At 61.8% G+C, this 26,205-nt stretch carries 19 protein-coding genes and 3 pseudogenes; 16 read left to right on the forward strand and 6 right to left on the reverse strand.

Features of this window, described 5'->3' with window-relative positions:
- The 5 genes and pseudogenes from ALC15_RS37495 to ALC15_RS37515 form a co-directional block, all read left to right on the forward strand.
- The coding region (locus ALC15_RS37495; protein ID WP_128089699.1) for a TOBE domain-containing protein at nt 1-349 on the forward strand (349 nt) is incomplete at its 5' end.
- Nucleotides 346-1,638 carry an ABC transporter substrate-binding protein gene (locus ALC15_RS37500; RefSeq protein WP_050631629.1) on the forward strand — a complete coding sequence of 431 codons (1,293 nt, stop codon included), beginning with the start codon at nt 346-348 and terminating at the stop codon, nt 1,636-1,638. The genes ALC15_RS37495 and ALC15_RS37500, both read left to right, overlap by 4 nt.
- Before the next feature lie 72 nt (nt 1,639-1,710).
- Nucleotides 1,711-2,591, forward strand: a pseudogene (locus tag ALC15_RS37505) (ABC transporter permease).
- A 1-nt stretch (nt 2,592) separates the two neighbouring features.
- Nucleotides 2,593-3,470: pseudogene (locus tag ALC15_RS37510) on the forward strand (ABC transporter permease).
- Nucleotides 3,471-3,598: 128 nt separating this feature from the next.
- The gene (locus ALC15_RS37515; protein ID WP_050631630.1) at nt 3,599-4,102 is read left to right on the forward strand and encodes a nucleoside deaminase; all 504 of its coding nucleotides are present in this window, start codon (nt 3,599-3,601) and stop codon (nt 4,100-4,102) included.
- Nucleotides 4,103-4,202: 100 nt separating this feature from the next.
- On the opposite strand, the gene ALC15_RS37520 is transcribed toward ALC15_RS37515, so the two are convergent.
- Nucleotides 4,203-5,300 (reverse strand): hypothetical protein, encoded by a 1,098-nt coding sequence (locus ALC15_RS37520; protein ID WP_050631653.1) that lies wholly within the window; start codon nt 5,298-5,300, stop codon nt 4,203-4,205.
- Nucleotides 5,301-5,851: 551 nt separating this feature from the next.
- On the opposite strand from ALC15_RS37520, the gene ALC15_RS37525 reads away from it, so the two are divergent.
- From ALC15_RS37525 to ALC15_RS37540, 4 genes are all read left to right on the forward strand, one after another.
- On the forward strand, nt 5,852-7,423 hold the full coding sequence (locus ALC15_RS37525) for an ABC transporter ATP-binding protein (RefSeq protein WP_050631631.1): 1,572 nt from the start codon (nt 5,852-5,854) through the stop codon (nt 7,421-7,423).
- Nucleotides 7,407-8,498, forward strand: a complete 1,092-nt coding sequence (locus tag ALC15_RS37530) for an ABC transporter permease (protein WP_050631632.1) — start codon at nt 7,407-7,409, stop codon at nt 8,496-8,498. Before ALC15_RS37525 ends, ALC15_RS37530 begins: the two co-directional genes overlap by 17 nt.
- On the forward strand, nt 8,485-9,402 hold the full coding sequence (locus ALC15_RS37535) for an ABC transporter permease (RefSeq protein ID WP_050631633.1): 918 nt from the start codon (nt 8,485-8,487) through the stop codon (nt 9,400-9,402). Before ALC15_RS37530 ends, ALC15_RS37535 begins: the two co-directional genes overlap by 14 nt.
- 77 nt (nt 9,403-9,479) lie before the next feature.
- Entirely contained in the window at nt 9,480-10,559 is a 1,080-nt protein-coding gene (locus ALC15_RS37540; RefSeq protein WP_050631654.1) for a BMP family ABC transporter substrate-binding protein, read from the forward strand.
- Nucleotides 10,560-10,638: 79 nt separating this feature from the next.
- Here the strand turns inward: ALC15_RS37540 and ALC15_RS37545 are convergent.
- Nucleotides 10,639-11,987: pseudogene (locus tag ALC15_RS37545) on the reverse strand (8-oxoguanine deaminase).
- 134 nt (nt 11,988-12,121) lie between these two features.
- Here ALC15_RS37545 and ALC15_RS37550 point away from each other — a divergent pair.
- Both ALC15_RS37550 and ALC15_RS37555 read left to right on the forward strand, forming a co-directional pair.
- Entirely contained in the window at nt 12,122-12,943 is an 822-nt protein-coding gene (locus ALC15_RS37550) for an FAD binding domain-containing protein (protein ID WP_050631634.1), read from the forward strand.
- A 13-nt stretch (nt 12,944-12,956) separates the two neighbouring features.
- Nucleotides 12,957-15,680 (forward strand): molybdopterin-dependent oxidoreductase, encoded by a 2,724-nt coding sequence (locus tag ALC15_RS37555; RefSeq protein ID WP_050631635.1) that lies wholly within the window; start codon nt 12,957-12,959, stop codon nt 15,678-15,680.
- Between the two features lie 54 nt (nt 15,681-15,734).
- Here the strand turns inward: ALC15_RS37555 and pucL are convergent, their stop codons facing one another.
- From pucL to ALC15_RS37570, 3 genes are all read right to left on the reverse strand, one after another.
- A complete protein-coding gene (pucL, locus tag ALC15_RS37560; RefSeq protein WP_050631636.1) occupies nt 15,735-16,577 on the reverse strand; it encodes a factor-independent urate hydroxylase in 843 nt (280 codons plus the stop codon).
- A gap of 231 nt (nt 16,578-16,808) precedes the next feature.
- A complete protein-coding gene (gene uraD, locus ALC15_RS37565; protein ID WP_050631637.1) occupies nt 16,809-17,693 on the reverse strand; it encodes a 2-oxo-4-hydroxy-4-carboxy-5-ureidoimidazoline decarboxylase in 885 nt (294 codons plus the stop codon).
- A 146-nt stretch (nt 17,694-17,839) separates the two neighbouring features.
- A complete protein-coding gene (locus tag ALC15_RS37570; RefSeq protein WP_050631638.1) occupies nt 17,840-18,124 on the reverse strand; it encodes a hypothetical protein in 285 nt (94 codons plus the stop codon).
- A gap of 233 nt (nt 18,125-18,357) precedes the next feature.
- Here ALC15_RS37570 and ALC15_RS37575 point away from each other — a divergent pair, with 233 nt between their 5' ends.
- The 5 genes from ALC15_RS37575 to ALC15_RS37595 all read left to right on the forward strand — a co-directional run bounded on the left by ALC15_RS37575 (nt 18,358) and on the right by ALC15_RS37595 (nt 25,047).
- The gene (locus ALC15_RS37575; protein ID WP_050631639.1) at nt 18,358-18,588 is read left to right on the forward strand and encodes a hypothetical protein; all 231 of its coding nucleotides are present in this window, start codon (nt 18,358-18,360) and stop codon (nt 18,586-18,588) included.
- 1,971 nt (nt 18,589-20,559) lie between these two features.
- The gene (locus tag ALC15_RS37580) at nt 20,560-20,934 is read left to right on the forward strand and encodes a hypothetical protein (protein ID WP_347336352.1); all 375 of its coding nucleotides are present in this window, start codon (nt 20,560-20,562) and stop codon (nt 20,932-20,934) included.
- A 177-nt stretch (nt 20,935-21,111) separates the two neighbouring features.
- Nucleotides 21,112-22,737, forward strand: coding sequence for a chaperonin GroEL (gene groL / locus ALC15_RS37585; RefSeq protein ID WP_050631641.1), 1,626 nt, complete (start codon nt 21,112-21,114; stop codon nt 22,735-22,737).
- Nucleotides 22,738-22,750: 13 nt separating this feature from the next.
- A complete protein-coding gene (locus ALC15_RS37590; RefSeq protein WP_050631642.1) occupies nt 22,751-24,094 on the forward strand; it encodes a GH1 family beta-glucosidase in 1,344 nt (447 codons plus the stop codon).
- On the forward strand, nt 24,091-25,047 hold the full coding sequence (locus tag ALC15_RS37595) for a 1-phosphofructokinase family hexose kinase (RefSeq protein WP_050631643.1): 957 nt from the start codon (nt 24,091-24,093) through the stop codon (nt 25,045-25,047). The genes ALC15_RS37590 and ALC15_RS37595 overlap by 4 nt, the downstream gene beginning before the upstream one ends.
- On the opposite strand, the gene ALC15_RS37600 is transcribed toward ALC15_RS37595, so the two are convergent.
- Nucleotides 25,013-26,149: an SbmA/BacA-like family transporter gene (locus tag ALC15_RS37600; RefSeq protein WP_050631644.1), complete on the reverse strand. Its 1,137-nt coding sequence runs from the start codon at nt 26,147-26,149 to the stop codon at nt 25,013-25,015. The genes ALC15_RS37595 and ALC15_RS37600 overlap by 35 nt on opposite strands.
- Between the last annotated feature and the right edge of the window lie 56 nt (nt 26,150-26,205).

Below are 26,205 nucleotides of genomic sequence, written 5' to 3' on the forward strand. Positions count from 1 at the left end.
CATCGGCGGCCATAATGTCATTGCGGCGGGCTCCGGGACCTTCGCCGTCCGGGTTGATCGGCTGATGCTGAAAAGATCGAGCGAAACCGTCGCCGGTCCGTCCGTCGCCGGCACCGTCAGCGAGGTCGAATACCAGGGGACCTATGTCCGCGTGGTCATTGCCATCGACGGCGGATCCGAGATCTCGGCCCAGGTCACGGAAACCCAGTTCGATGCGAACAACTACGCCGTAGGTGAGCGCGTTCTCGCCACATGGGACCCAGCGCAAGCCAGCGTTCTCAAGACCACCCGTTCTGCAATCGTCCAATCGCCCGAAACGGCGCCGTGGCACCAAGGGAGACAGTCATGACCAAATCCTCGAAACTCAATCGTGGCATCAGCCGTCGCGCCGTGCTGAAGGGCGCGGCCGGAGCTGCCGGCCTTGCGGCGGGTTCGGGCGCAATTACCGGATTTCCCTATGTCCAGGCGGCCGATCCGAAGGTTCTGCGTTATCTCGGAACGGCGGTGAACGAAGGTGACGAGATTTCGAAGAAATGCTTGGCCGACACCGGGATCAAGATCGAATACATCACCGCCACCACCGACGATGTGACCAAACGCGTGATCACCCAGCCGAACTCGTTCGACGTGCTGGATACGGAATATTTCTCGCTGAAGAAGCTGGTGCCGTCGGGCAATATTTTCGCGCTGGATGCCAAGAAGATCAAAGAGTTTGACAACATCACCCCGGTGTTCACCAAGGGTCAGTTGCCGAACGGCAAGAAGATCGGCGATCAGGGCACCGCACCGTGGAAGGTGCTTTATCTTGAGGGCGCGAACTCCAAGACGTTCTCCAAAACGCCGACCGAATTCGTGACGCTGATCCCGACGGTCTATAATGCCGATACGCTCGGCATCCGGCCCGATCTGATCAAGCGGCCAATTTCATCATGGACCGAACTGCTCAATCCTGAATTCAAGGGCAAGGCCTCGATTCTCAACATTCCGTCGATCGGAATCATGGATGCCGCGATGGTGGTCGAAGCCACCGGTCAGCACACCTATGCCGACAAGGGCAACATGACCAAGGCCGAGATAGACCTCACCATGAAGATCATGACGGAAGCCAAGAAGGCCGGCCAGTTCCGCGCGTTCTGGAAGGATTTCAACGAGTCCGGCAACCTGATGGCGTCGGGTGAAACCGTGATCCAGTCGATGTGGTCGCCCGCGGTCACCAAGGTGCGCTCGATGGGAATCCCCTGCGTGTTCCAGCCGCTCAAGGAAGGCTATCGCTCGTGGGCATCGGGATTCTGCGTATCGAAGGCAGTTTCCGGAGCAAAGCTCGATTGGGCCTATGAGTTCGTGAACTGGTATCTGTCGGGCTGGGCAGGCGCCTATCTCAACCGCCAGGGCTATTATTCGGCCGTACTGTCCACCGCCAAGGCCAACATGACGGCGGACGAATGGGGCTACTGGATGGAAGGCAAGGCCGCCGTCAGCGACATCAAGGCGCCGGACGGCACGGTTCTCGAGAAGGCCGGAGCCAAGCGCGACGGAGGATCCTACGACGACCGCATGGGCGCCGTCGCCTGCTGGAACGCCGTGATGGATGAGAACGACTACATGGTGCGCAAGTGGAATGAGTTCATCGCCGCTTGATGCCGCCTAACGGATTTGCCGGGCCAAGCGCCCGGCAAATCCTTCTTCACCATCACCGCAATCGACATTTCAATGATGCAAGACCGGAAATCCTTCGTGGCGTGGCTTCAGGCCGCACCGATGATGCTCGTTTTCGCACTGTTCTTCCTGCTGCCGCTGCTGTTCGTGACGATTGTCAGCGCGTGGGACTACAACGAATATGAGATGATCCCGGCCTTCAGCCTGCGAGGCTACACCGATACGTTCGAGGGATGCATTGTCGAACTGCCCAACCTCTGCACCATCCTGAAGACTTATCTGAAGACGCTGGAATTATGCCTGCTGACCTGGGTCCTGACCCTTCTGATCGGCTTCACCGTCGCCTATTTTCTCGCATTCCACGTCCGGTCCAAGACCTGGCAGATCGTGCTCACCCTGCTTTGCACCATCCCGTTCTGGACGTCGAACGTGATCCGCATGATTGCCTGGATTCCGCTTCTTGGCCGGAACGGGTTGGTCAACCGGGGCCTCGAGGCCGCGGGCCTGATCAAGCAACCGCTGGAGTGGCTGCTGTTCTCGGAGTTTTCCGTCGTACTTGCTCTGGTTCACCTCTTTACGTTCTTCATGGTGGTGCCGATCTTCAATTCGATGATCCGCATCGACAAGCGGTTGATCGAAGCCGCCTATGACGCCGGCGCGACCGGGTGGCAAACCCTGGTGAACATCATCATTCCCCTGGCAAAGCCCGGAATCGTCATTGGCTCGATCTTCGTGATCACGATCGTCATGGGTGATTTTGTCACGGTCGGGGTGATGGGCGGCCAACAGATTGCATCCGCAGGCAAGATCATCGAGGCACGCCTGAATGCGTTGCAATTTCCCGCGCCGCGGCCAATGCGGTCATCCTGCTCGGCATCACGATCCTGATCATTTCGGCGCTGACGCGAGTCGTCAATATCCGCAAGGAACTGTGAGATGGGCGAGAAGCGGCCGCGATCTTTCTATTTTCTCGCCGCGTTTTTCACGGCCTACGTCCTGTTTCTCTACGGACCGATGTTCGCGATCTACATCCTGTCGTTTCAGGGGCCCGAAGGTGGCCTGACCTTTCCAATGAATGGCGTGTCCCTCGTCTGGTTCGGCAAGGTGTTCTCCGGTTCGGGCATCATCGACATCGGGGCGTCCTTCAAACGATCGCTTCAGCTTGGCCTCGTCGTCATGGTGCTTACGGTCGTTCTCTCGGTTTCGGCCGGCCTGGCCTTCCGCAGATCGTTTCGCGGTGCGTCCTTCCTGTTCTATGTTGCCATCGCCAGCCTGATCATGCCGTCGATTATCACCTCGCTCGGCATCGCCTGGAATTCCGCCTGCTTGACGATTTCATCATCAAGAGCGGCGCTGCAGGTTGGACGACGGCGATGGGGCTCTTTACGTCGGGTCTTGGTGCTCACCTGACCTGGACCCTGCCCTTTGGCCTGCTGATCATGTTTGCGATTTTCAACAGGTTCGATAGCCGCCTTGAAGAAGCGGCGCGCGACTTGGGCGCGACACCCTGGCAGACATTTCGGTATGTCGTGCTGCCGATCATATTGCCATCCGTCGTGGGTATCGGCCTGTTTGGATTTACCCTGTCCTGGGACGAACTCGCACGCTCAAGCCAGACCATCGGCTCCGTCAACACTTTGCCGCTTGATTTGCAGGGCTTGACGACGACCGTTACAAAGCCGGACATCTATGCGCTGGGGACCCTGACCAGCGCGGTTTCCTTTCTCGTCATTCTGCTGGCGCTGATTGTGATTCTTGCACTTCGGGCTCGGCAAAGGCGTCACGGATCGGACGCAGGCAAGGGAATGGTGTAGGACCGGCCCGATGCGCATCTCGATCATCGACCCGAACGTCACCGCCGCGACGACGGCGAGGACCGGTCAGGGCGGCTTTCGGCAGGCCACGAGCTGCCCGTAGTCGATGGAGGGGACCGCAAACGCTCATGGTTGACATCCCGGCATTGAGTCAGGCGCAAGCCGACGAGCATTTTCTGCGACAGTCTTTCGACGTGGCGCGCCGCGCGCTGACCCACGGCAATCATCCCTTCGGCGCCGTTCTGGTCGACCACGACCGGCGGGTGCTGCTTGAAGCCGAAAATGGCTTCATGCCTGCTCGCGACGGCACGGCGCATGCCGAGCGGTTGCTCGCAACGCAGGCCTGCGTGACCCTTCCAGCCGACGTCTTGCTGCAGGCAACGCTCTATTCCTCCGCCGAGCCTTGCGCCATGTGTGCGGGCGCAATCTACTGGGCCGGCATCGGCCGCCTCGTCTACGGCCTGAGCGAGCATGCCTTGCGCGAGCTCACCGGCGACCACCCCGAGAACCCGACGCTCGACCTCCCTTGCCGTGAGGTGTTCCGCAGCGGTCAGCGGTCGACCGAGATCGTCGGACCGCTGCTGGAGACGGAGGCCGCGGCGCTGCATCAAGGTGTCTGGCGGAAGAGCTGAGCTGGCCAGGCTTCGCCCCCTTCCCCTGGAGAAAGAAGAATGGCGCCGCGGGGAACATCGCGGCGCCATCAGTGCCACCCGGTGGAGCGGTCCGGGTGGATCAGAACTTCACGCTGATGCCGGAATAGAGCGATTCCTCGGTGCAGGAATTATTGCTGACGCCGGCAGCGACGTTACAGACGACACTCTTGGCGTGGTCGAGGCCGAACTTGTTCTGCCAATAGCGATAGGCGACCCAGACGTCGACGAAGTGCGAGTATTTCGGACCCCAGAACGCCTTGCTCGCATCGAAGGTCAGGCGGATCGGCTCGGAGTTGAGCTCGACCGCCGTGCTGACATTGGTGACCGGGTTGAAGGCCATCGGCTCGTTCTCGGTGCCCTTCTTGCCATACCAGCCGGCGCGGCCGCTGATCGAGAAATACTGCATGTTCTCGGGCAGGAAGCCGAGATCCATGTAGTAGTTCACTTCGACGGCCCATGTCGGCTTGAATTTCGTGTTGCCGTCGCTGATGCAACTCACGCCCGGTACGCCCGCGCCGAACAGACCGCACTGGTCGAACGCATTGTGGTTGAAGAACTCGTAGTACATCAGCGGGGACACGTTGATGTAGCCCTTGTAGGGAAGATTGAATTCGAACTGGAGACCGGCAACGACGTCACGCTTGGCCGGCGCGAGGAAGTTGTTCTCCGTATTGGCGTCCATGCCGACTTCGAACGAGATGTTGTTCAGCGGCCCCATGCTGAACGCCTTCGTGTTGAAGATCTGATTCCAGCCGAAAGTCGAACGGAACAGGCCGTAGATCTCGGTAGCGCCGGCGCAGGTGGCTGGAGCTCCGGTGATGGTCACGCCAACGTTCGAGCACGGCGAAGCCGGGTCGTTGTGATCCGACTTGAACATCGAGATCGTGAAGAAGTTCTGCCCGTAGGCCCAGATGTCGAAGTGCGTGAACGAGTAGACCTGCTTGGCGGTCTTTCCGTTGATGCTGCCGTCGGGACGGACGGAAAAGACGCCGGGATCGGTGCCGGAGAAGATATACGAGTAGGTCACCCGGTCATCGATCACCAGAAAGAAAGGCAGGTCGGCGGCCGGCTTCGGCGCCTTGACCGGCAGATCGGCGGCGCTTGCAAGGTTAGTGGCTGCCGGTATCAGCCCGAGCGATAGCGCGGCGGCTGACAGGGTTCGGCGGAAATTGAACATCGTGAAGACCCCCAAAGTGAAGCGTCAGGAATTCAGGCTTCAATGGGAGCCTTGCGCAGCTTCGGGGCGGACAGGAAGCCTGAAGTTTCTTCAGCTGCTGATGCGAGTTTGATCAACAACCTCTGCGAGTTGGTCCGGCTCGATCGGATTTAGCGCGCCAAAGATTTTGCTTCGATTGAATTCAGAACTTTTCGAATTATGCCCATCATTGTTCGGCTTCCGCGACATTTCCGCGCAACGCGCGGAGCGCCGTCGACACGCGAAAAAGCCAGACAAAGCCGCGCCGTCACGCTCTGCTCAAATTTCCACCATCGATGCCTACCCCTGTGCGAATTGGATCGACAGTCACAATTCTGCAACAGCGAAGTTCGGGTGCATGGTCGGCCAACGGCGCCAAGCCGCGCGCACCGCGGACGCACCCGGTGGACTGACGGGAAAGCTCAACTATGCCGAAGGCTTGAGCAAGCGCTGGCGCTTTTTGCTACTTACGCATGCAGGCAAACTGGCTCACTATTGCCGCTCCCTCTCCTCACGAATGCGATAGTCCTGGGATGCGAGACACGACATCGGCCGCGCCGCGCACGAGTGCCACCCCGCTCTTGCAGACGGTCGGCCTGACCAAGCGATACGGTTCTTTCCTCGCCAACGACAAGATCGATCTCGACGTCTGGTCGCAGCAGATCCATGCGTTGCTCGGCGAGAACGGCGCAGGCAAGTCCACCCTCGTCAAGACCATCTACGGTCTGGTGCAACCCAGCGAGGGCGAACTGCGCTGGGAAGGCCAGACCATGGTGCTGTCGGGTCCGTCGCAGGCTCGCGCCCGCGGCATCGGGATGGTGTTTCAGCACTTCTCGCTTTTCGACAACCTCACCGTTGCCGAGAACGTTGCACTCGGCCTCGATGGCAAGGAATCGTTCAGGGAGATGTCCGCGCGGCTTGAGCAGGTGTCTCGCAGCTATGGGCTTCCGCTCGATCCCAAGCGCGAGGTCTGGCGGCTTTCGGTGGGCGAACGTCAACGCATCGAGATCGTCCGCGCGTTGATGCAGAATCCCAGATTTCTCATCCTGGACGAGCCAACCGCGGTGCTGACGCCGCAGGAAGCCGACCAATTGTTCGTCGTGCTCGAGCGCCTCAAGAGCGAAGGGCGTGCAATTCTCTACATCAGCCACAAGCTCGAAGAGGTGAAGAGGCTGTGTGATACGGCAACCATCCTGCGCGGCGGCAAGAAGGTATCGACCTGCAATCCCAAAGCGGAGACCGCCGCCTCGCTGGCGCGCATGATGGTCGGCACCGAAATCAAGGAAGTGAAGCCGGCGGCAAGCCGCAAGATCACCGTGCCACGGCTGGTGATCAACGATCTCAACCTCGAACCCGACGATGCGCATGGCGTGCGCCTCAAAGGCATCTCATTGGAGCTCAGAGGCGGAGAAATCTTGGGCATCGCGGGCGTAGCCGGGAACGGACAGGACGAGTTGTTTGCGGCATTGTCGGGCGAGCGGCTCGCCAGTGACCCCGGCACGATCGTGATCGAGGGAATCGCGGCCGGACATCTCTCGATCAGCCGGCGGCGCAAGCTTGGAGCAGCCTTTGTGCCCGAAGAACGTCTCGGTCACGGGACCGCGCCGCGCATGAGGCTTTCGGAGAATGCCCTGCTGACCGGACACGCCGCCGGCAACATGGTGCAGCACGGTTTCGTCAACACGGCGGCGACGCTGAATGCCGTCGACCGTGCGACGGAGACTTTCGACGTGCGCAAGGCAAAGCGCGATCCGGAAGCCGCGAGCCTGTCAGGCGGCAACCTTCAGAAATTCATCGTCGGCCGCGAGATCCTGCGCAATCCGGCCGTGCTTGTGGTCAGCCAGCCGACCTGGGGCGTCGATGCCGGCGCGGCTGCCGTGATCCGACAGGCCTTGCTCGATCTCGCGGCCGGCGGCGCTGCAGTGCTGGTCACGAGCCAGGACCTCGATGAACTCATCGAAATCTCCGACCGAATTGCCGTGATGTTTCACGGCCACCTGTCCGCATCGCTGCCAACGGCGGAGGCCAGCCGCGAGAAGCTCGGCCTGTTGATGGGCGGCAGCAGCCTCGAGACAAAGGAGCAGGCGCATGCAGCTGATACTTGAGAAGCGCGCCGAGCGATCGAAGACCGTCGCGCTGGTCTCCCCGCTGATCGCGATCGGCCTCACGATCGTCACCATGACCATCCTGTTCATGGTCCTCGGCAAGAATCCGATCTCGGCGCTCTACGTCTATTTCATCGTGCCGCTCACCGACGGCTACTCGCTGCAAGAGATCGCCGTGAAGGCGACCCCGCTGGTGATGATCGCGATCGGCCTGTCGCTTTGCTACCTCGCCAATGCCTGGAACATCGGCGCCGAGGGCCAGTTCCTGATGGGGGCGGTCGCGGGAAGCTGGATTGCGGTGAAAACGCAGGGCACCGAGGCCGGCCATTGGGTGCTGCCGGCGATGCTGCTGCTCGGCGCCGTCGCCGGCGCGCTCTATGCCCTGATCCCCGCGATCTGCAAGGTCAGGTTCGGCGCCAGCGAGATCCTGACCTCGCTGATGCTGGTCTACGTCGCCGACCTGCTGCTCGACTATCTGGTCCGCGGACCCTGGCGCGATCCGCAGGGCTTCAACTTCCCGACCACCGCCGAGTTCGACCCGGTCGCCACGGTGCCGACGCTGATCGAAGGCGGCCGACTGCATCTCGGCTCCATCCTGGCGCTGATCGTGGTGGCCGCCGGGGCCGTGCTGCTTGGCAAGACCATCAAGGGGTTCGAAATCCGCGTGGTGGGCGCAGCGCCCCGTGCAGCCCGTTTCGGCGGGTTCAACGCCAATCAACTCATCCTGCTGACGTTTGCAATCTCCGGCGCGCTTGCGGGGCTCGCCGGGATCATCGAGGTCGCGGGCCCGGTCGGTCATCTCCAGCCGGGCATCTCGCCGGGCTACGGCTTCACGGCGATCATCGTTGCCTTCCTCGGCCGCCTCAATCCGATTGGAATATTAATTGCAGGGCTCTTTCTCGCACTCACCTTTATAGGCGGCGAGCAGGCGCAGATCACCATGAAGATCCCTTTGGACGTCACCAAGGTTTTCCAGGGAATCCTGCTGTTCTACGTGCTCGCCTGCGACTCCCTCATTCTCTATCGCTTCCGTATCGTTTCCTCCTCTCCGCAGGTGGCGCGTGGAGCTCATTGAAGCCATCATCCTGTCGGTGCTTGCGGCATCGACACCCCTGTTGCTGGCAGCGACCGGTGAACTGGTGGCCGAGCGCTCGGGCGTGCTCAATCTCGGCGTCGAGGGCATGATGATCGTCGGCGCCGCGTGCGGCTTCGGCGGGGCATGGCTGACCGGCTCGATCATCATCGGCGCCCTCTGCGGGATGCTTGCCGGCGTGCTGATGTCGCTGCTGTTCGCCGCGATGGCGCTCGGGCTTGCGGTCAACCAGGTCGCCACCGGTCTGGCGCTGACCATCTTTGGCGTCGGGTTGTCCGGCCTGATCGGCGCCGGCTTCGTCGGCGAGCGGATCACACCGGCGCCGCATCTCCAGATCCCCTTCGTCACCGACATTCCGCTGATCGGGCGCATCCTGTTCGGCGAGGATGGGTTCGTCTACCTGTCGCTGGCGCTGGTCGCGGCGGTATGGTGGTTCCTGTACCGGACGCGGGCCGGGTTGATCCTGCGTGCCTGCGGCGACAACCATGTCTCGGCGCATGCGCTGGGCTATCCGGTGCTGAAGATCCGGATGTATGCCGTGATGTTCGGCGGCGCCTGCGCCGGACTCGCCGGCGCCTACCTGCCGCTCGCCTACACGCCGTTCTTCATTCCGGGCATGACCGCCGGCCGCGGCTGGATTGCACTCGCGCTGACGGTCTTTGCCTCCTGGCTGCCCGGCCGGCTGGTGATCGGAGCCTATCTGTTCGGCGCGGTGACGATCCTGCAATTACACGCCCAAGGTGCCGGCATCGGCATTCCCTCTCAGTTCATGTCATCCCTGCCCTATCTCGCAACCGTGATCGTCCTGGTGCTGCTGTCGCGCGCGCGGACCGGCGGCTCAACCGCGCCAGCGGCGCTCGGCACCGTGTTCGTGCCCGATCGATGACCTTCCTTTCCGGGGAGCGCGATGGGGCGCGCCATCCCGGACCATGGTTCACCCCGCTATTGTTGGAGGACATCACGATGAGAAAGAATTTGCTTGCAGCCGCCGCGACGCTTCTGTTGGCAGGAGGCCTGACGAGCAGCGCCATTGCCGCCGAGAAGCTGAAGGTCGGGTTCATTTATCTCGGACCGGTCGGCGATCTCGGCTGGACCTATCAACACGAACTTGCCCGACAGGCGGTCGTGAAGGAGTTTGGCGACAAGATCGAAACCACCTTTCTCGAAAATGTTCCCGAGGGCCCCGACGCCGAACGCGCCGTCGAGCAGCTCGTCCGCGCCGGCAACACGCTGATCTTCACCACCTCCTTCGGCTACATGGATCCCACTTTGAAGGTGGCGAAGAAGTATCCCAACGTGCATTTCGAGCACTGCTCCGGCTATAAGCGCGACAAGAACATGGCGACCTACTCGGCGCGCTGGTACCAGGGCCGCTACATCCAGGGAGAAATCGCAGCCAAGATGTCCAAGGCGGGCGTGCTCGGCTACATCGGCTCGTTCCCGATTCCCGAAGTCGTCTCGGGCATCAACGCGACGATGATCGGCGCCCAGACCGTCAATCCCAACATCAAGGTCAAGATCATCTGGGTGAACTCGTGGTTCGATCCCGGCAAAGAGGCCGACGCCGCCAAGGCGCTGCTCGATCAAGGCGCCGACATCATCATGCAGCATACCGACTCGCCCGCAGCGATGCAGATCGCAAGCGAGCGCGGCAAGTTTGCATTCGGCCAGGATTCCGAAATGATCAAATTCGGCCCCAAGGCCCAGCTCACCTCGATCCTCGACACCTGGGCGCCGTATTACATCGAGCGCGTCAAGGCGCAGCTCGACGGCAGCTGGAAGTCCGCGGATACCTGGGGCGGTCTCGAGACCAAGATGTTCGAGATGGCGCCCTACACCAACATGCCGGATGACGTGAAGAAACTGGCTGAAGATACCCAGGCTGCCATCGCGGCCGGCAAGCTGCATCCGTTCAAGTGTCCGGTTGTCGGGCAAGACGGCAAGGAAGTCGAATGCAAGGGCGGCGATCACCTGGACGACGGCCAGATCCTCAGCATGAATTTCTACGTCAAGGGCATCGACGACAAGCTTCCCGGCAAATGAGCGATCGCCCGAACAACAGGTGTCCTCCCTCCGCGGAGGGCACCTTGGGCGATTGCGCCTCCCGGTGCTCGCCCGAAACCTAACCGGCGTGCATGGCCCGCGCGGTCGCGCTGTGACGGCGGATCAGATCGGCGACGTCGAGACCCGGGATCGCTCCGTCGACGACGGTCCAACGGCCGCCGACCATGACGCGATCAGCGCGGTGCGCGCCGCACAGGACGAGCGCGGCAAGAGGGTCACCGCGACCGGAGAAGCGCAGCTCGTCAAGCTTGAACAGCGCGAGATCGGCCGCCTTGCCGACCGCAATTTCGCCGAGTTCGGGGCGCCCGACGCAAGTTGCCGAGCCCTGCGTCGCCCATCGCAGCGCATCGATGTGGCTGACTCGATTGACGCCATAGCGCGCCCGCTGAACCAGGAATGCAGCGCGCACCTCCTGCATCAGATTGGACCCGTCGTTGGAGGCGGAGCCGTCGACGCCAAGCCCAATTCCAACACCGGCCTCTTCCATCTCGCAAACCGGGCAGCAGCCCGACGCCAGGACCTGGTTGCTGCATGCGCAATGGCTGATTGTCGTCCCCGCCCGACCGAGCCGCACCATCTCTTCGGCGGTGAAATGAATGCCGTGGGCAAGCCAGGTGCGAGAGTTGAGCCAGCCGCACTGTTCGAGATAGTCCAGCGGACGACAGCGATACATCTCCTCGCAGAATCTGTTCTCGTCCTCGGTCTCGGCGAGATGAGTGTGCAGACGAACCTCGAGCCTGTGGGCGAGCTCGGCGGTCTTGCGCATCAGCGACGTCGTCACCGAGAACGGCGAGCACGGCGCCAGCGCGATCTGTACCATGGCATCCTCGCCGCGCTGGTGATACCGGGAGACGACGCGTTCGCTGTCGGCGAGGATGGTGTCTTCGTCCTGCACCACGCTGTCGGGCGGCAAGCCGCCGTCGCGCTGCGAGAGATTCATCGAGCCGCGCGTCAGCAGCACGCGCATGCCGAGACGCCGGGCCACCTCGACCTCGATGTCGACCGCGTCTTCCAGCCCCGCAGGAAACACGTAGTATGATCGGTCGTCGTCGTGCAGCCCGAGAGCAGCAATTCCGACATCGCTACCGTGACGCCGAGCTGCAGCGAGGCCGGCGTCAGCCGCGACCACACCGGATAGAGCGCCTGAAGCCAGGGAAACAGCTCGCGATCGAGCGCAGCCGGAAGGGCGCGGGTCAAAGTCTGATAGAAATGGTGATGGGTGTTGATCAGGCCAGGCAGCACGACATGGGCGCCGGCGTCAAAGATAACCGCGTTGGAGGCCGCGGCTTCGCGGCCGCGACCGATCAGTTCGACGATCTTGCCATCCCGGACCACAACGCCGCGTTCGGCGCCCTTCGCCAGGATGGAAAGCGGATCCTTGATCCAGATTGGTTGCGTTTGAGCCATGATCCCAACATCATACCCGACTGCCGGGCAAAGCCCAGAGATGCAAGGATCGGCCCACAATTGGCGTCAGTCTTGCAAGACTGCCTGCAAGGATCATCCGAGGGACACAACCCGGAGAAAGCGCTGACATCGCCATGGACCTGAACACGATCAGAGAGATCGCGCGCCCACAGACCCGCGCACAATTGCCCGTTTGGACAGCAGGCGATGCATGGCTTGCGGGCGGAACATGGCTGTTTTCCGAACCGCAGGTCCATTTGAACCGCCTGATCGACCTGACCGACCTGAAGTGGCCTGCCTTGACCGTAAGTGACAAGCACCTCAACATCGCGGCGACCTGCACTGTGGCGCAACTCGACGCTCTCGCCTGCGCGCCCGACTGGATCGCGGCCCCGCTGATCGGCCAGTGCTGCCGTGCCTTCCTTGCGTCCTTCAAGATATGGAAGACGGCGACCGTCGGCGGCAATATCTGCATGTCGCTGCCGGCGGGGCCGATGATCTCACTGGCTTCGGCGCTCGATGGCGTCTGCACGATCTGGCGCGCAAACGGCAGTGAACATCAAATTCCGGTGTCGGATTTCGTCGTCGGCAACCAGCGAAATCTGCTGGCCGGCGGCGATCTCTTGCGGCAGATCGATATTCCCCTGACTGCGTTACGGCGACGCTCGGTCTTCCGCCAGATATCGCTGACGCCGGTCGGCCGCTCGGCCGCGCTTCTGATCGGAACTCTGGACAGCGACGGCGCACTGTGGCTGACCGTCACCGCCTCGACTGTGCGGCCGATCAAGCTCTCCTTTGCGGGCTTGCCCGGACGAGATGCGCTCCGCACAGCCATCCTGCAGCAAATTCCGGACTCCTTGTACCATGACGATGTTCACGGCGAGCCGCTCTGGCGCAAGCATATGACCTTGCGTCTGGCCGAAGAGATCCGCAGCGAACTCGCGATTGGCTCATGATCTCTGGTGTCGCATGAGCATCGATGTCAATGGCAGGAGGTTTGCGCAGACGCCCGGCCCTGGCCAATGCTTGCGTACGTTTCTGCGAGAGCTCGGACAATTCGGCGTCAAGAAGGGCTGCGACGCCGGCGATTGCGGCGCCTGCACCGTCCTGCTGGACGGCGAGCCGGTCCATAGCTGCGTGATCCCGGCATTCCGCGCCGAGGGGCACGCCGTCACGACAATCGAGGGCCTCGGGTCAGAGAGCAGCGCGCATCCGCTGCAACGCGCGTTCCTGGATGCCCAGGGGTTTCAATGCGGCTTCTGCACCGCCGGCATGATCCTGACCTGCGCTTCGCTCAACCAGGCCCAACGGCAGGAACTCGGTGTTGCGCTGAAGGGCAACATCTGCCGTTGCACCGGCTATCGCTCGATCCAGGACGCGATGGACGGAACGACGAATGTTGAAGAAGCCGCCGCCGGTGACGCCTTCGGGCGCAGTCTGCCCGCGCCGGCCGGACCGCTCGTGGTACGGGGTGCGGCTCCCTACACGTTCGATATCGCGCTTGACCGGTTGCTGCACATCAAGCTGCTGCGCTCGCCGCATCCGCACGCGAGGATCATCGGGATCGACAAGACTACGGCGCTGGCGGTGCCAGGCGTACATGCCGTCCTGACGCATGAGGACGCACCCAAAATCCTGTTTTCGACCGCGCGGCACGAAAGGGATTGGATGGATCCGGACGACACCCGCGTGCTCGACGACACGGTGCGTTTCATAGGGCAGAAGGTCGCGGCTGTGGTGGCTGAGACCGAGGCGGCGGCCGAGGAAGGTTGCCGCCGGCTCAAGGTCGATTACGACATTTTGCCGGCGGTCACGGACCCGGCGCTGGCGATCGCGCCGGGTGCGCCGGTGATCCACGGCGACAAAACCGCCGAAACCCATCGTGTCAGCAACGCAGCCCGCAATGTGGTCGCCGAAAAGCACGGCGAATTCGGCGATGTTGCCAGCGCGCTCGTAAGTTCAGCCGCGACCTATGAAGGCACGTTCACCACTCAGCGGGTCCAGCACGCCGCCCTGGAAACCCACGGCGGACTTGCCTGGATCGATGCCGGCGGCCTGCTGAATGTCCGCTCCAGCACCCAGGTGCCTTTCCTGGTCCGAAGATCGCTGGCGCAGATCTTCGATCTCCCGCTCGACAAGGTACGGGTGTTCTGCGAGCGCGTCGGCGGAGGCTTCGGCGGCAAGCAGGAAATGTTCGTTGAAGACATTCTGGCGCTCGCCGCGATTGCAACCGGCCAGCCGGTCAAGCTCGAATTTACCCGCGAGGAACAGTTCATCGCGACCTCGACCCGGCATCCGATGCGCGTCACTGTCAAGGCCGGCGCCGACAGCGACGGCAAGCTGACGGCGCTGCAGCTCGACGTGCTCTCCAATACCGGCGCTTATGGCAACCATGCCGGGCCCGTGCTGTTCCACGCCGTCAGCGAATGCATTAGTGTCTATAACTGTCCGAACAAGAAGGTCGATGCGATCGCGGCCTATACCAACACGGTGCCGGCCGGCGCCTTCCGCGGCTATGGCTTGCCGCAGACGCTGTTTGCCGTCGAGGCCGCCATCGACGAATTGGCAAGACAGCTCGGCATCGACCCGTTCGAGATCCGCCGACGCAATATCGTGAAGCCCGGCGATGCCATGCTGTCGCCGCCGCCATCGCAATACCATGACGTGTTCTACGGCTCCTACGGGCTCGACCAATGCCTCGATCTGGTCGAGCGCGCAATGTCCGCGGAACGCCCCGACTACGGGCTTTCCGAGGACTGGCTGATCGGTGACGGCATCGCGCTCACCATGATCGACACCGTGCCGCCGGCCGGGCATCTCTCCGATTCGACGATCACGCTCCGAGACGACGGCGGATTCGAGCTGACGGTGGGGACCGCCGAATTCGGCAACGGCACCAGCACCGTGCATCGACAGATCGCCGCGACGGCGCTGGCGACGACCGTCGATCGCATCAGCCTGCGGCAGTCCGACACCGCGCTGGGGGGCCACGACACCGGGGCCTATGGCAGCGCGGGCACCTTCGTGGCCGGCCGCGCGACGCAAGCGGCGGCAGAGCAACTAGCCGATGGCATCAAGGCCTTAGCGGCGGAGCTGAGCAACGCTGCCGCCTCGTCATGCATCGTCGAGAATGAGACCGCGATCTGCGGGAGCGAACGCCGGTCGTTCTCAGAGCTTGCATCGGTCGCAAGGGCAAAGGGGCGCGTGCTGCAAGCCAGCGGCAATTCGGCCGGCACGCCGCGCTCGGTCGCGTTCAATGTGCAGGGCTTTCGGGTCGCCGTGAACAAGGGTACGGGAGAGGTCCGCATCCTGAAGAGCGTACAGGCCGCCGATGCCGGCCGCGTCGCCAATCCGATGCAATGCCGCGGCCAGATCGAGGGCGGCGTCGCGCAATCACTCGGCGCCGCGCTTTATGAGGAGCTGCTCATCGACGATGGCGGCAGGGTGATCAACCCGACGTTCCGTGACTACCATCTGCCGTCGTTCGCCGATGTGCCGCGCACCGAGGTCTATTTCGCCGAGACGTCGGACGCAATCGGCCCGATGGGCGCGAAATCGATGAGCGAGAGCCCCTATAACCCGGTCACCGCGGCGCTCGGCAATGCCATCGCCAACGCCATCGGCATTCGCATCACCAACACGCCGTTCAAGCCCGACAAGCTGTTTCCGGCGCTCAATCAAAAGTTTGGCTGAGACCTGCGAGGACCGAAGCCGGCCAATGCCCGACAAACCGGGCCAGGCCTTCACCTATCCCCTGGCCACGGTGCACTCGATCTGGCCATGCGGCTCGTCGGTGGGCAGAAAGACCTGGTTGTTGTTGTCCAGTCCGAAGGCGGAGAGGTTCATCGGGATGAAGTGCATGTTCGGGCAGGCCATGCTGATCTCCGAAATCTCCGGCACCGCTGCGAGCGCCGCCTCGCCCATCCGGTAGAGGCTGTCCTGCACGCTCCAGCTATAGGTCGTGGCAAACACCTCGAGCACGGTATCGAGAATCCTGGCATTGGTCGCGGGGTAGCTCGCCGGCTTTCCCGACCATTTCCAGGTTGCCACCATGCTGGTCGCGCAGATCCGATCGTTGGTTGGCGGAATCGTCGTATAGCGGTCCCTGACGTAATTCTCCCAGCCGGACTGCGTCGACTTCATAAAGGCAAAGTTGTCGATGCCGGACGACATCACCATTGGACCGCCCCGAGTCACGGCGACGTCCACGGTCGGCTTGCCATTGCCGTCGAGCACGAAACTGTGCGGATGCGGCTTGCCGTCGAAGCTCAGCCGGCTCCATTTGGTCTCGTGCGAGGTGATCGACGCCGAGGAGACCTGCGGATACGTATCGAGGTATTTCTGCGCCAGGACCTGGCAGAACTCTTCCGGGCTCAACCCGGTATTCTCCCGTGCGACCACGTTCACAATGTTCTTGATCGTGTCGGTCGACACCGTCGAAGAGTTGTCGGCATCCGTGAAGGTGCGGGCGAAATCGCCTTCGAGCATGGCCTTGATGTTGAGTTGGCTGACCTCATTCCGGTCACCGTCGCGATGAACGCGCATCACGCGGACGCGGCCCTTCCCATATCGGTTCATGATCAGCGGCACGTTTCGGCTCCAACAGGCTGGCGATCGTTACGGATGCTAACTCGGGTTCTGGATAAGGAGCAACGTTCGTGCCAGAGGCAAGCTGGCACTGCCGTCGTCTCGTCGAGGGCTGCCCAGGCCACACGAGACGAAGGGGCCGCCTGAGCGCCGAAACTCCGCCGTTGGCGAGATATTGCCCATTCCTCGCCTGCCGACGCGGCGACCGATCGTTCCCGCCGTGGCAGGCGGGGATCAGCTTCCCCGGTATGTCGCGTAGCTCCACGGCGTCACCAGGAGTGGTACATGCAGATGACCTTCCGGCTCGCTCACGGCGAAGCGCAGGGTGATGCGATCGAGAAAAGGAGGATCCGACAACGGCACACCGCGCGCGGCAAAATATTCGCCGACGCTGAATGTGAGTTCGTATCTTCCGATCGGCACGGGGCGTCCGTCGATCAGCGGCGCATCGGTTCGACCATCCGTATTGGTCGTCGTACGCATCACCACCCGGTTGGCGCCGAGTTTGGCCAATTCAACCAGTTCGAGAGCGACGCCCGCAGCCGGCTTGCCGCTGTTGGTATCGAGCACGTGTGTCGACAGGCGGCCGGTCACTGCAAGACGATCGCTGCCGGTCACCGACTGGTCCAGCCGCAACGCCGCGATCCGGCAGATTTCGTCGATCGAGGTTTGCGTTTCCGTCACTAGGTCGTTCGGCAGACGCCGTTCGAAGTCGCGCAGGATCGAGTCCTTGGTGTGCCGACGCACGCAGACGATGTATGGAAAGCCGAATTTCGAGCGATACGCGGTGTTGACGCGCTCGAACGCCTCATATTCAGCATCCGACAGGCGGTCGAGACCGACACTGTTCTGTTCGGCACCGGACTCCGCAGTCAGCCCCCGGGCACGCTGGGTCTTGTCGGCGAGGTCGGGGTGCGCCTTGATCAGCGCCATCCGCAGGTCGGCCGGCGCTTGATCGACCGCCGCCCTCATCGCGGCGAACAGGTCGCCGATACCGGCGAACGGCCGCTTGGCTGCCGCCTGTTCGACGATCCACGGCGAATGCTCAAAGATATTGGCGAGCGCCGCGACAAACTCGTCGCGGCTGCAGGCGTTCAACTCGACAAGCGCATTGGACATCAGCGATCCAGTTGTGGCTGCATGTTCGGCACCGAACTTCGCAATGACCGAACTTCCTCCAAACAATCCATGTGACACCGGGGACGCAAGGACGATCTGAAAGCAAGGACTATTCCATCCGAGTCGCGTCGCCGGCAGAGGCTCATCTAACGGCGGTCGTAGGACCAGCCGAACACTCCGCTGCGGCGGACCTCGGGTTCCGCGGCTGGAGCGGCCGCCGGTGCTTCCGCCTGCGGCGCAGCCGGTGCGGGTGCGGGCAAGTTGTCACACTTCAGCGAGTAGACCAGTTCACCCTTCGCGGTACGACCAATCGGAGCGCACGCGTCGACAGCCGGCGGCGCGGGCCTTGCGGCCGGTTTGATGGTCGTCGGCTTGGTCTGCGCCATGGCGGGCGATGCCAGCAACAGCAGGATCGGCAGGACCTTGTTCATGGGCGGCTCTCGAACATCCGTGCATTGAACCGGACCGAACCGGCAAAGTCCACGACAACACCGACCCGCCAGTGCCGATTATTTGGTCGTGACCAAGAAATTTGCTCGCTACTTCGTGACCCCTGCCGCCATCGCGGCTGGCTCATGCGAGCGATAGATAAGCGGCTCAGCGACGTGGTTCGCAGGCAATGCGCATCACGTCGGTGCACCAAATCGCCAAAGGGAGAGAGACATTGTCCAGGCTATTCCTCATCGCACTCGGCTCGATTCTCGTCGGCGCGGCATTGGTTGGGCCCGCGACGGCAGCCGAACGTCATCCCGCCAAGCCGGACCGGAATGCCAGCGTCCAGACCCCGGCGCGCACCATCGACGCCTACGCGGCTTGGCCGCGGCCGACGCCTGAAGTGTACGCCGGACTGTCGAGCTATTATCGGGGCGGCTATTCGGCCCCGGCTGGGCGCTGACGCCAGCACCAAAATTGCGGCTACATCGGCTCACAATGTCGCCGGCTATCTCTGGGGACCCTCAACGCAGGTAGGACTCCCCCGGGGTGGCTGGCGCCATCTGCCGTCCGACCGGGCCGCCAACGGCGAGCAGCGCCGGGAGATACGGCGACGTGATCAGCAGCGCGTTGGGCAAACCGATCCCCGCCGAGACGCGCGTCGCATCGTATCGATTATTTCAGTAAAATCAATATGTTGAATATGGTTTGGCGGGAGAGATCGAACCTCCAAACTGAGGAATCAAAATTGTTCGCTTGCGGCGCAAACCGGACTTTCGGCGGCACGGTGATGCCGAAGCGAAGAATCTGGCGATGAATGGAGGAGCGATCGATTCCGCGCGAGCGCCACTAGACCGTGCGCGGCTGATCGCGGTCACCGTGTGTGGTCCGGAGGTCAGAAGACGAGCAGCGATCTCCCCTCACATGCAAGAGCACAACAGCGCGCGCTGTGAGGCGTCAGTCGCGTTCGAAAATCTTGGCGCCAGGGTAGATTCGCCTGGCGTACGCGACGACCCGCTCTCGCTGCTGGGTCTCCAGGAACGGAGTTGGATTTTGCACGACCCGACGACGAGGTGCCAAAGGCCATTAAGCTTCTGAATGTTGATGATCATTGGAGCGTTCCTCGAAGAACCCGCGTTCCTAAGACGTCCAGAGGTGCAGTAGGAGTGCGTTGTCGGGGCCTGGACGACCGCTTATGGCATCGCGTCCATACTGGTGGACCATCTGCGCCTTGGTCTGCTTCTTCTAGCGTTGCCTTCTGCTCGCTTTTTGCCGGGAGCGCTATTCCGGTCGAATACGTTCGGGAAAATACGTAAGGTAGATGCGCCTGCAATTCGATGCAGCTGAAAGCAAAAACCCGGCAGCCAATGAAGACCGCCGGGTGAACGCCAGTATTGTCTCGGGGATGAAATGCATTCCCCTTCTGCCGGATTTTTTCTGTGCGTGCTATCCGGGCGACTACGCTCGGAGTTTGTACGTGGGTCAAAGCGGGTCCGCAAAGATGCCCCGTGGGTTGAGGCCAAGGCGCTGCAGTCCCTCACGCCCTTTTTCCTCTGTGCGTGCGCTGCTCGGCTTTGGCCGCGCGGCTTCGAGCGGCCGTCTGCCATCCCGTTTGGCTCTGCTCGGATTGATCCACGTCAGCACCTCCGCTCATGCTCGGCTTTAGCCTTCCAGAACTTGCAAGATCGGGAGGTGGGCCATGCAAGTTCCGACATTGGGTGATGTGTGCCTTGTGATCACGATCACAGGCATGGTCATGCTGATCGAGATCGGGGTTTTCGTCGCCTTGGGGCTCGTCTGAGCCGTCGCGCGTTGATGCCGATGGATGGCGCTAACGGGCCGCATCTTTTCGCTATGCCCGCGGCAACGTTGAATTGCGCCGATGCAGCGTCCCGTGGCGCTACGATTATTTGATGTAGCGCAACGAACGAGATGGAAGGAACCATCAGGGTTCGTTCGGTTGCGAATGGGTTTGCCGTGCGGGAACCCGGATTTGGAGCGCGCAACTAGGGCGGCTGTTGGGGCGACCCCTTGCTAGCAGTCACCCGAAAGAGGCCGCCTTATCGGCGGCCTCTTCCATTTCCATGCTTCATCAACGGTCGGCGCGATGCAGTTGCTAGTTGCTCTCAATAGAGGTGGCTGACACACGGCTAACGGCATCGGGATGGGTCGGCTTCGGCGTGCCCAAAGCGGATCAGCCGACCAGAGCAATGCCTGCAGCGGCAACGAGGTACAGGGGCCAGGCACCTCAGAGCTTGATCCAGCGCAAGATGTCGGGCCGCGATCTTCGTTAGTTTGGCGTCCGTCAACGAGGGATCATCAGATGAAATTACGGAACTGGTGTGCGGCCCTAGCGCTCTCGGGCGCGGTTACCTCCGCAGTAGCCCAATCGGACTTCTCACCCTCTCCCACCGCAAGAAAGTATGCACCTCGTTTGGTCGAGATCATGAGCGCGGCGCAGCTCCAGCATCTGAAGCTCTGGTTGGCCGGCAAGGACAAGAATTGGGATCTGGCTGCATATGAATTGCGCCAGTTGACCGACAGCATCGCCGAGGCTGCTGTGCTCTATCCAGGCATTCCTGTAGACAACGTGACGACAATGATGGCGCCACTGCTCTCAGTCTCAGATGCGATTGCAGCAAAGGATAGCCGCAAGTTCGCTGGCTCTATGAAAGGACTCACCGATGGCTGCAATGCGTGTCATAGCTCGATGGAACGCGGCTTCGTCGTCGTGAGACTGCCAACCGACCGGTTCTTGCCCGCCAATCAGCTGTTTGCGCCCCAAGGAAAGGCCGACGTGAGGCGTTAACACCGACCTCGCGCATACTGCTCCTGGCCCCAACTCTCTGGCGGCGGCGGTCTGATCTTTCTCATTTTTGCGACACGGTTAGCGTGATCTCCGGGCCAAACCTCGTCTTGAGCAAGATCAAGTACCGGGGTTTTCGCGAGGCATATCTTTTCAAATCAAGCCTCTGGAGACCAACCAATGCCCCCCCATAAGCAGGTCCTGTTTCATTCGGCTGCGCGTGAGAAGGTACTGCACGGCGCCACTCTGCTCGCCGACGCTGTGCGGGTAACGCTGGGCCCCAAGTCCAAATCCGTGTTGATCCAGAAGAGCTGGGGACCGCCGGTCGTGTGCAATGACGGCGTGACCATTGCGAAGGAATTCAATCTAAAGGATCCGGAAGAGAATCTCGGTGCGCAGGTGCTCAGGCAAGCCGCTGAGCGAACCGGGGACGTGGTTGGCGATGGAACCAGTACCTCGACGATCCTGGCTCATGCCATTCTAGCGGACGGCGTCCGCAACGTCGTTGCAGGGGCGAGTGCGATCGACCTCAAGCGCGGTCTGGATCGTGCGTCGCATGCTGCGATCGACGCGCTGCGTGCAATGGCTCGACCAGTCAAGACTCAGGCGGAGAAAGCGCAGGTCGCAACGATTTCGGCTCACAATGACCCATCGATCGGCGCGCTCGTCGCCGAAGCGCTGGAGAAGGTCGGCGACGACGGCGTTATTTCCGTCGAGGAGTCCAAGACCACGGAGACCTTGCTCGAAGTCGTCGAGGGCATGAAGTTCGACCGCGGTTTTCTGTCGCCCTATTTCGTGACCGACGCCGACCGAATGGAGGCCGTACTCGAGGATCCGGTGGTGCTGCTTTGCGATCACAAGATCGGCGCGCTGCAGGATGTCGTTGCGCTGCTCGAACAGGTTGTGAAGTCAGGACGTCCGCTCTTGGTCATTGCCGAGGACATCGAGGGTGAGGCCCTGGCTACCCTGATCGTCAACCAGCTTCGGGGGGTGTTGAAGGGCTGCGCCGTCAAGGCGCCAGGCTTTGGTGATCGTCGAAAGGCGATGCTGGAGGACATTGCCGTCCTGACCGGGGCGCAGGTCATTTCCGAGGAACTCGGGTTGAAGCTCGAAAGCGCCGGCCTTCAACAACTGGGCCGCACAACCCGCGTGGTTGCCGACCGGGAAAATACGACGCTCATCGGGGGTGGTGGTGAGAAGGCCCGCATCGAGGGTCGGATACAGCAGATCCGTCGCGAGATCGAGAAGACCACCAGCGACTACGATCGCGAGAAGCTCCAGGAGCGTTTGGCCAAGCTGTCCGGTGGCGTTGCGGTCATTCGTGTCGGCGCCCCGACGGAAGCCGAAATGAAGGCCAAGAAGGAAGCGCTGGACGATGCCATCAGTTCGACCAAGGCGGCAGTTGCCGAGGGCATTGTACCCGGCGGCGGACTGGCCCTCCTGCGCTGCATCGAAAAGGTGGGCAGGGAAGAGGAGCGCTGCGAGGGCGACGAAAGAACTGGCGTTCAGATTCTCAAGCGGGCCCTTGAGGCGCCGGCCCGCCAGATCGCCGAGAACTCGGCCGCGGACGGTGGAGTTGTCGTCGCGCGGATGATGGCCGGCCAGGACAACACGGGCTTTGACGCCGCTCGCAAAACCTATCTCGACCTCGTCGCGGCCGGCATCGTGGATCCTGTCAAGGTGGTGCGGATCGCGCTCGAAAATGCCGTTTCCGTAGCAAGTGTGCTCCTTCTCACGGAAGCCACCATGACGGAAATTCCGGAGCCGAAACTGGAGCGGCGCCCTGATCCAGAGATGGCCTTTTGATTGGAGGTGCCCGATGTCCGATTTCGTCTGGGGCGTTTCGACCTCCAGCTTTCAAATCGAAGGCGGAGCGCGCGTCGACGGACGGGGCGAGAGCATCTGGGACAGGTTTTGCCGCCAGCCGGGCAAGGTCAAGAACGGTGATACCGGCGATTTGGCCTGCGATCACTATCACCGCTTCCGCGAAGACATCGCCCTCATGCGCGATATGGGAGTTGGTGCCTACCGTTTTTCGATATCATGGCCCCGCGTCCAGCCGGGCGGACGCGGCCTGTGCAACGAACCTGGACTGGCTTTCTACGATCGATTGATCGACGGACTTCTCTCTGCAGGCATCGAGCCCTGGATCTGCCTGTATCATTGGGACCTGCCGCAAGCACTTCACGAACTCGGAGGTTGGCAGGCCAGGGACATCGTCGGCTGGTTCGCCGACTATGCGGCACTGGTTGGGAAGCGCTACGGCGATCGCGTCAAGCGATATGCCACGTTCAACGAACCCTGCGTCTTCACCCTGTTCGGATACGGATTGGGTTGGCATGCTCCCGGCATCGCCGATGCCGATGCGCTGCATAAGGCGATTCATCACGTCAATCTGAGCCACGGCACTGCCGTCGGAGTGCTTCGCGACCTGGTCAAGGGAGCTTCACTGGGAGCAATTCACAATCGCCAGCCGTGCTATCCGGCTACCCCGAATCCCGCCGATGAGGCAGCCGCCCTCAAATTCGCGAACTATTGGAACGACGCGTTTCCCTTTCCCCAGCACTTCGCGTCCTACCCTCCCCTTCTCGCCAAACTCATGGAGCCATTTCAGCAACCCGGTGACATGGCAGCGATCGCAAAGCCGGTCGACTGGTTTGGCTTGAATCACTATTCACCGCACTACATCAAGGCCGACTCCAACCTGCTTGGCGCCACATTCGGTGCGCCTCCTGTCGATATCCCTCGAACTGCCATCGGTTGGCCGATCGTTCCGAACGCGTTTCGCGATACTATCATCGACGTCGGCAAGCGTTTCCGCCTGCCCATCTATGTGCTCGAAAACGGCACCGCCGCCGATGATCGATTCGACCGTTCAGGCACCGTGCATGACTCTGAGCGGATCGCTTACCTGCAGGCGTACATCAAGGCAATGCAGGAGGCGATCACGGCAGGAGCCGATGTGCGCGGCTATTTCGTCTGGTCACTTCTCGACAATTTCGAGTGGACGGCCGGCTACTCCCAACGCTTTGGCCTCGTCCACGTCGATTACGTCACGCAACGCCGGACGCTCAAAGCATCAGCTCACTGGTATTCCGACCTGGTGGCGGCCCATCGCTCGCAAGACGCTCGAGGTGGCGTGGAATCAGCGGCATTGGCATGAGCGACATCGTAACCTTGACCGTCAATCCTGCTGTAGACGTCGCCATTACAGTTGACACGATCCGCCCCATCTTCAAGCTGCGCGCAAAATCGCAACGGCACGACCCAGGCGGCGGCGGTATCAACGTTGCCCGCGTCATCCACCGGCTGGGCGGGTCGGTCAGCGCGATATATCCAGCAGGCGGCCCCATCGGCGAACTGCTCACCAAGCTCGTCGAAAAGGAAGGCGTCGCAAGCAAGACCGTCCGCATCGCGGGCAACACGCGCGAGGATTTCTTCGTCGCGGAAGCCAGTACCGGCCAGCAATACCGGTTCATCCTGGCCGGTCCGCAACTCGCCGAACATGAATGGTCCGCTTGCCTCGATCTACTCTCGAGCCTGGACCCGTTTCCCGATTTCGTCGTCGCGAGCGGGAGCCTTCCCGAAGGAGCGCCCGACGATTTCTACGCAAGGGTCATTGCCCTGTCCAAACGGCGTGGGGCGAGAACAGTTGTCGACACATCCGGCCCTGCGCTTTCCGCTGCAGTTTCAGCGGGAGTCGACGTCATCAAGCCGAATCTGCGGGAGATGCGGGATCTCATCGGATACCAGCCCGCGGACGTCAACGAGTGGATAGCCGCAGCCAAAGATGTCGTGAATGAGCGGCAAGCCAAGGTTATTGCACTGACGATGGGGCATCTGGGCGCGGCACTTGTCACCAATGACCGCGTTCTGCGCGCGCAGCCGCTGCCCATAACCCCTCGTAGTGCGGTAGGCGCCGGCGATAGCTTTCTTGGCGCCCTGATATGGCGGCTCGCTGCTGACGCCGACCTTCGCGACTGCTTCCGCTGGGCAATGGCCGCCGGGGCAGCCGCCCTTCTCAATGAAGGCACGGAATTGTGCCGGCCTGATGATGTTAATCGGCTCGCCGACCTTGTCGTCACGGAAGTGTTGTCAGGGTCACCGCCGGAATAGCCGGCTCAGCCGCTTTTTCCGCTGGCGTTGCGTGGTCGAGCTGATCGAGCGCCAACAGCAGCCCTCCAACGCGCTCAAGCGAGGAGTCCCAATCGGCGACCCTGCCGTAGTTGTCGACGAGCCAGTTGAATGATCCCTGCACAAGGGTGAATGCCGCGGCCGCTTGGGTTAGTTCGCCAAGGGTCATGGCGCCCGCCAGGAATTTGGGTGCGCACAAGACGAGACCCATGACCGGCGCCAGCAGCGAATTGCCCTGCGAGACCAGGGTCGTGCGCATCAACTGCCAGCATAAGTGGCGCCACCGGGTCAGCGCATTCTGAAGCCCCTCTCCGAGCGCACGTTTGACGCCGGCTTCTTGCTCCCTGGACGTTATTCCTTCCCCGATGTCTCTGAGCAGATGCGCCGCTGTAATCAACTCCGCCTCGCTCTGGTTCTTCAGCTGAATGACTCCTGGCAGGGGCGATCCGACAACGAGCATTGCGCTCGTCGCAATGCTCGAATAGACAACGACACCTACGACGAGATATCCCGGAATCCACACGCCGTGGCCGTAGACGGTGAAATTGATGCTCCCTCCGACGCTCCAGAGCACCTGCAGGAAGATGATTGCCGTGAGGAGCGAGGAAACCAATCCGAGCGCGAAATCAATAGGTGCATCCGTTGCAATGCGGGCGTCCTCCGCAATCCGATATTCAGGAATCTGCTGCTCGACTTGAACTTGTGCCAGGCGAGCATATCGGTCGTTCTCGACCCAGTAACTGATCAAGTGCAGGCTTAGCCACTCGCGCCATCTGCGTTGAACCGTCATGCGTCCCCAAACCGAGGTGACGGCGAGCGCGATACTCGCCAGACAGAGTGGGATCAACCGAACCGCCTGCGTCTGGAGACGGTGCGCATCCCTTGCTTCCAGCGCATCGAAGAAATCACGATTCCAGTAGTTGAACAGGAACTGCGTGTAGAGTTGCAGGACAACGATAACCACCAAGGAGGCGCAGAGCAGCCAAACCTGCCGCGCGGACGGGCCGCGCCAGAAGGCTGATGCGCTTTCCCAGAAGCGGGACCACTCCTTGGATGGCTCGCCGAGGCTCTGATCGAGGATCATTTGATCGAAGGATACGGATCATCGCTGCCTCTCAATTGATCTTTCGCAAGGCCTGA

Source organism: Bradyrhizobium viridifuturi (assembly GCF_001238275.1).
Taxonomy (GTDB): domain Bacteria; phylum Pseudomonadota; class Alphaproteobacteria; order Rhizobiales; family Xanthobacteraceae; genus Bradyrhizobium; species Bradyrhizobium viridifuturi.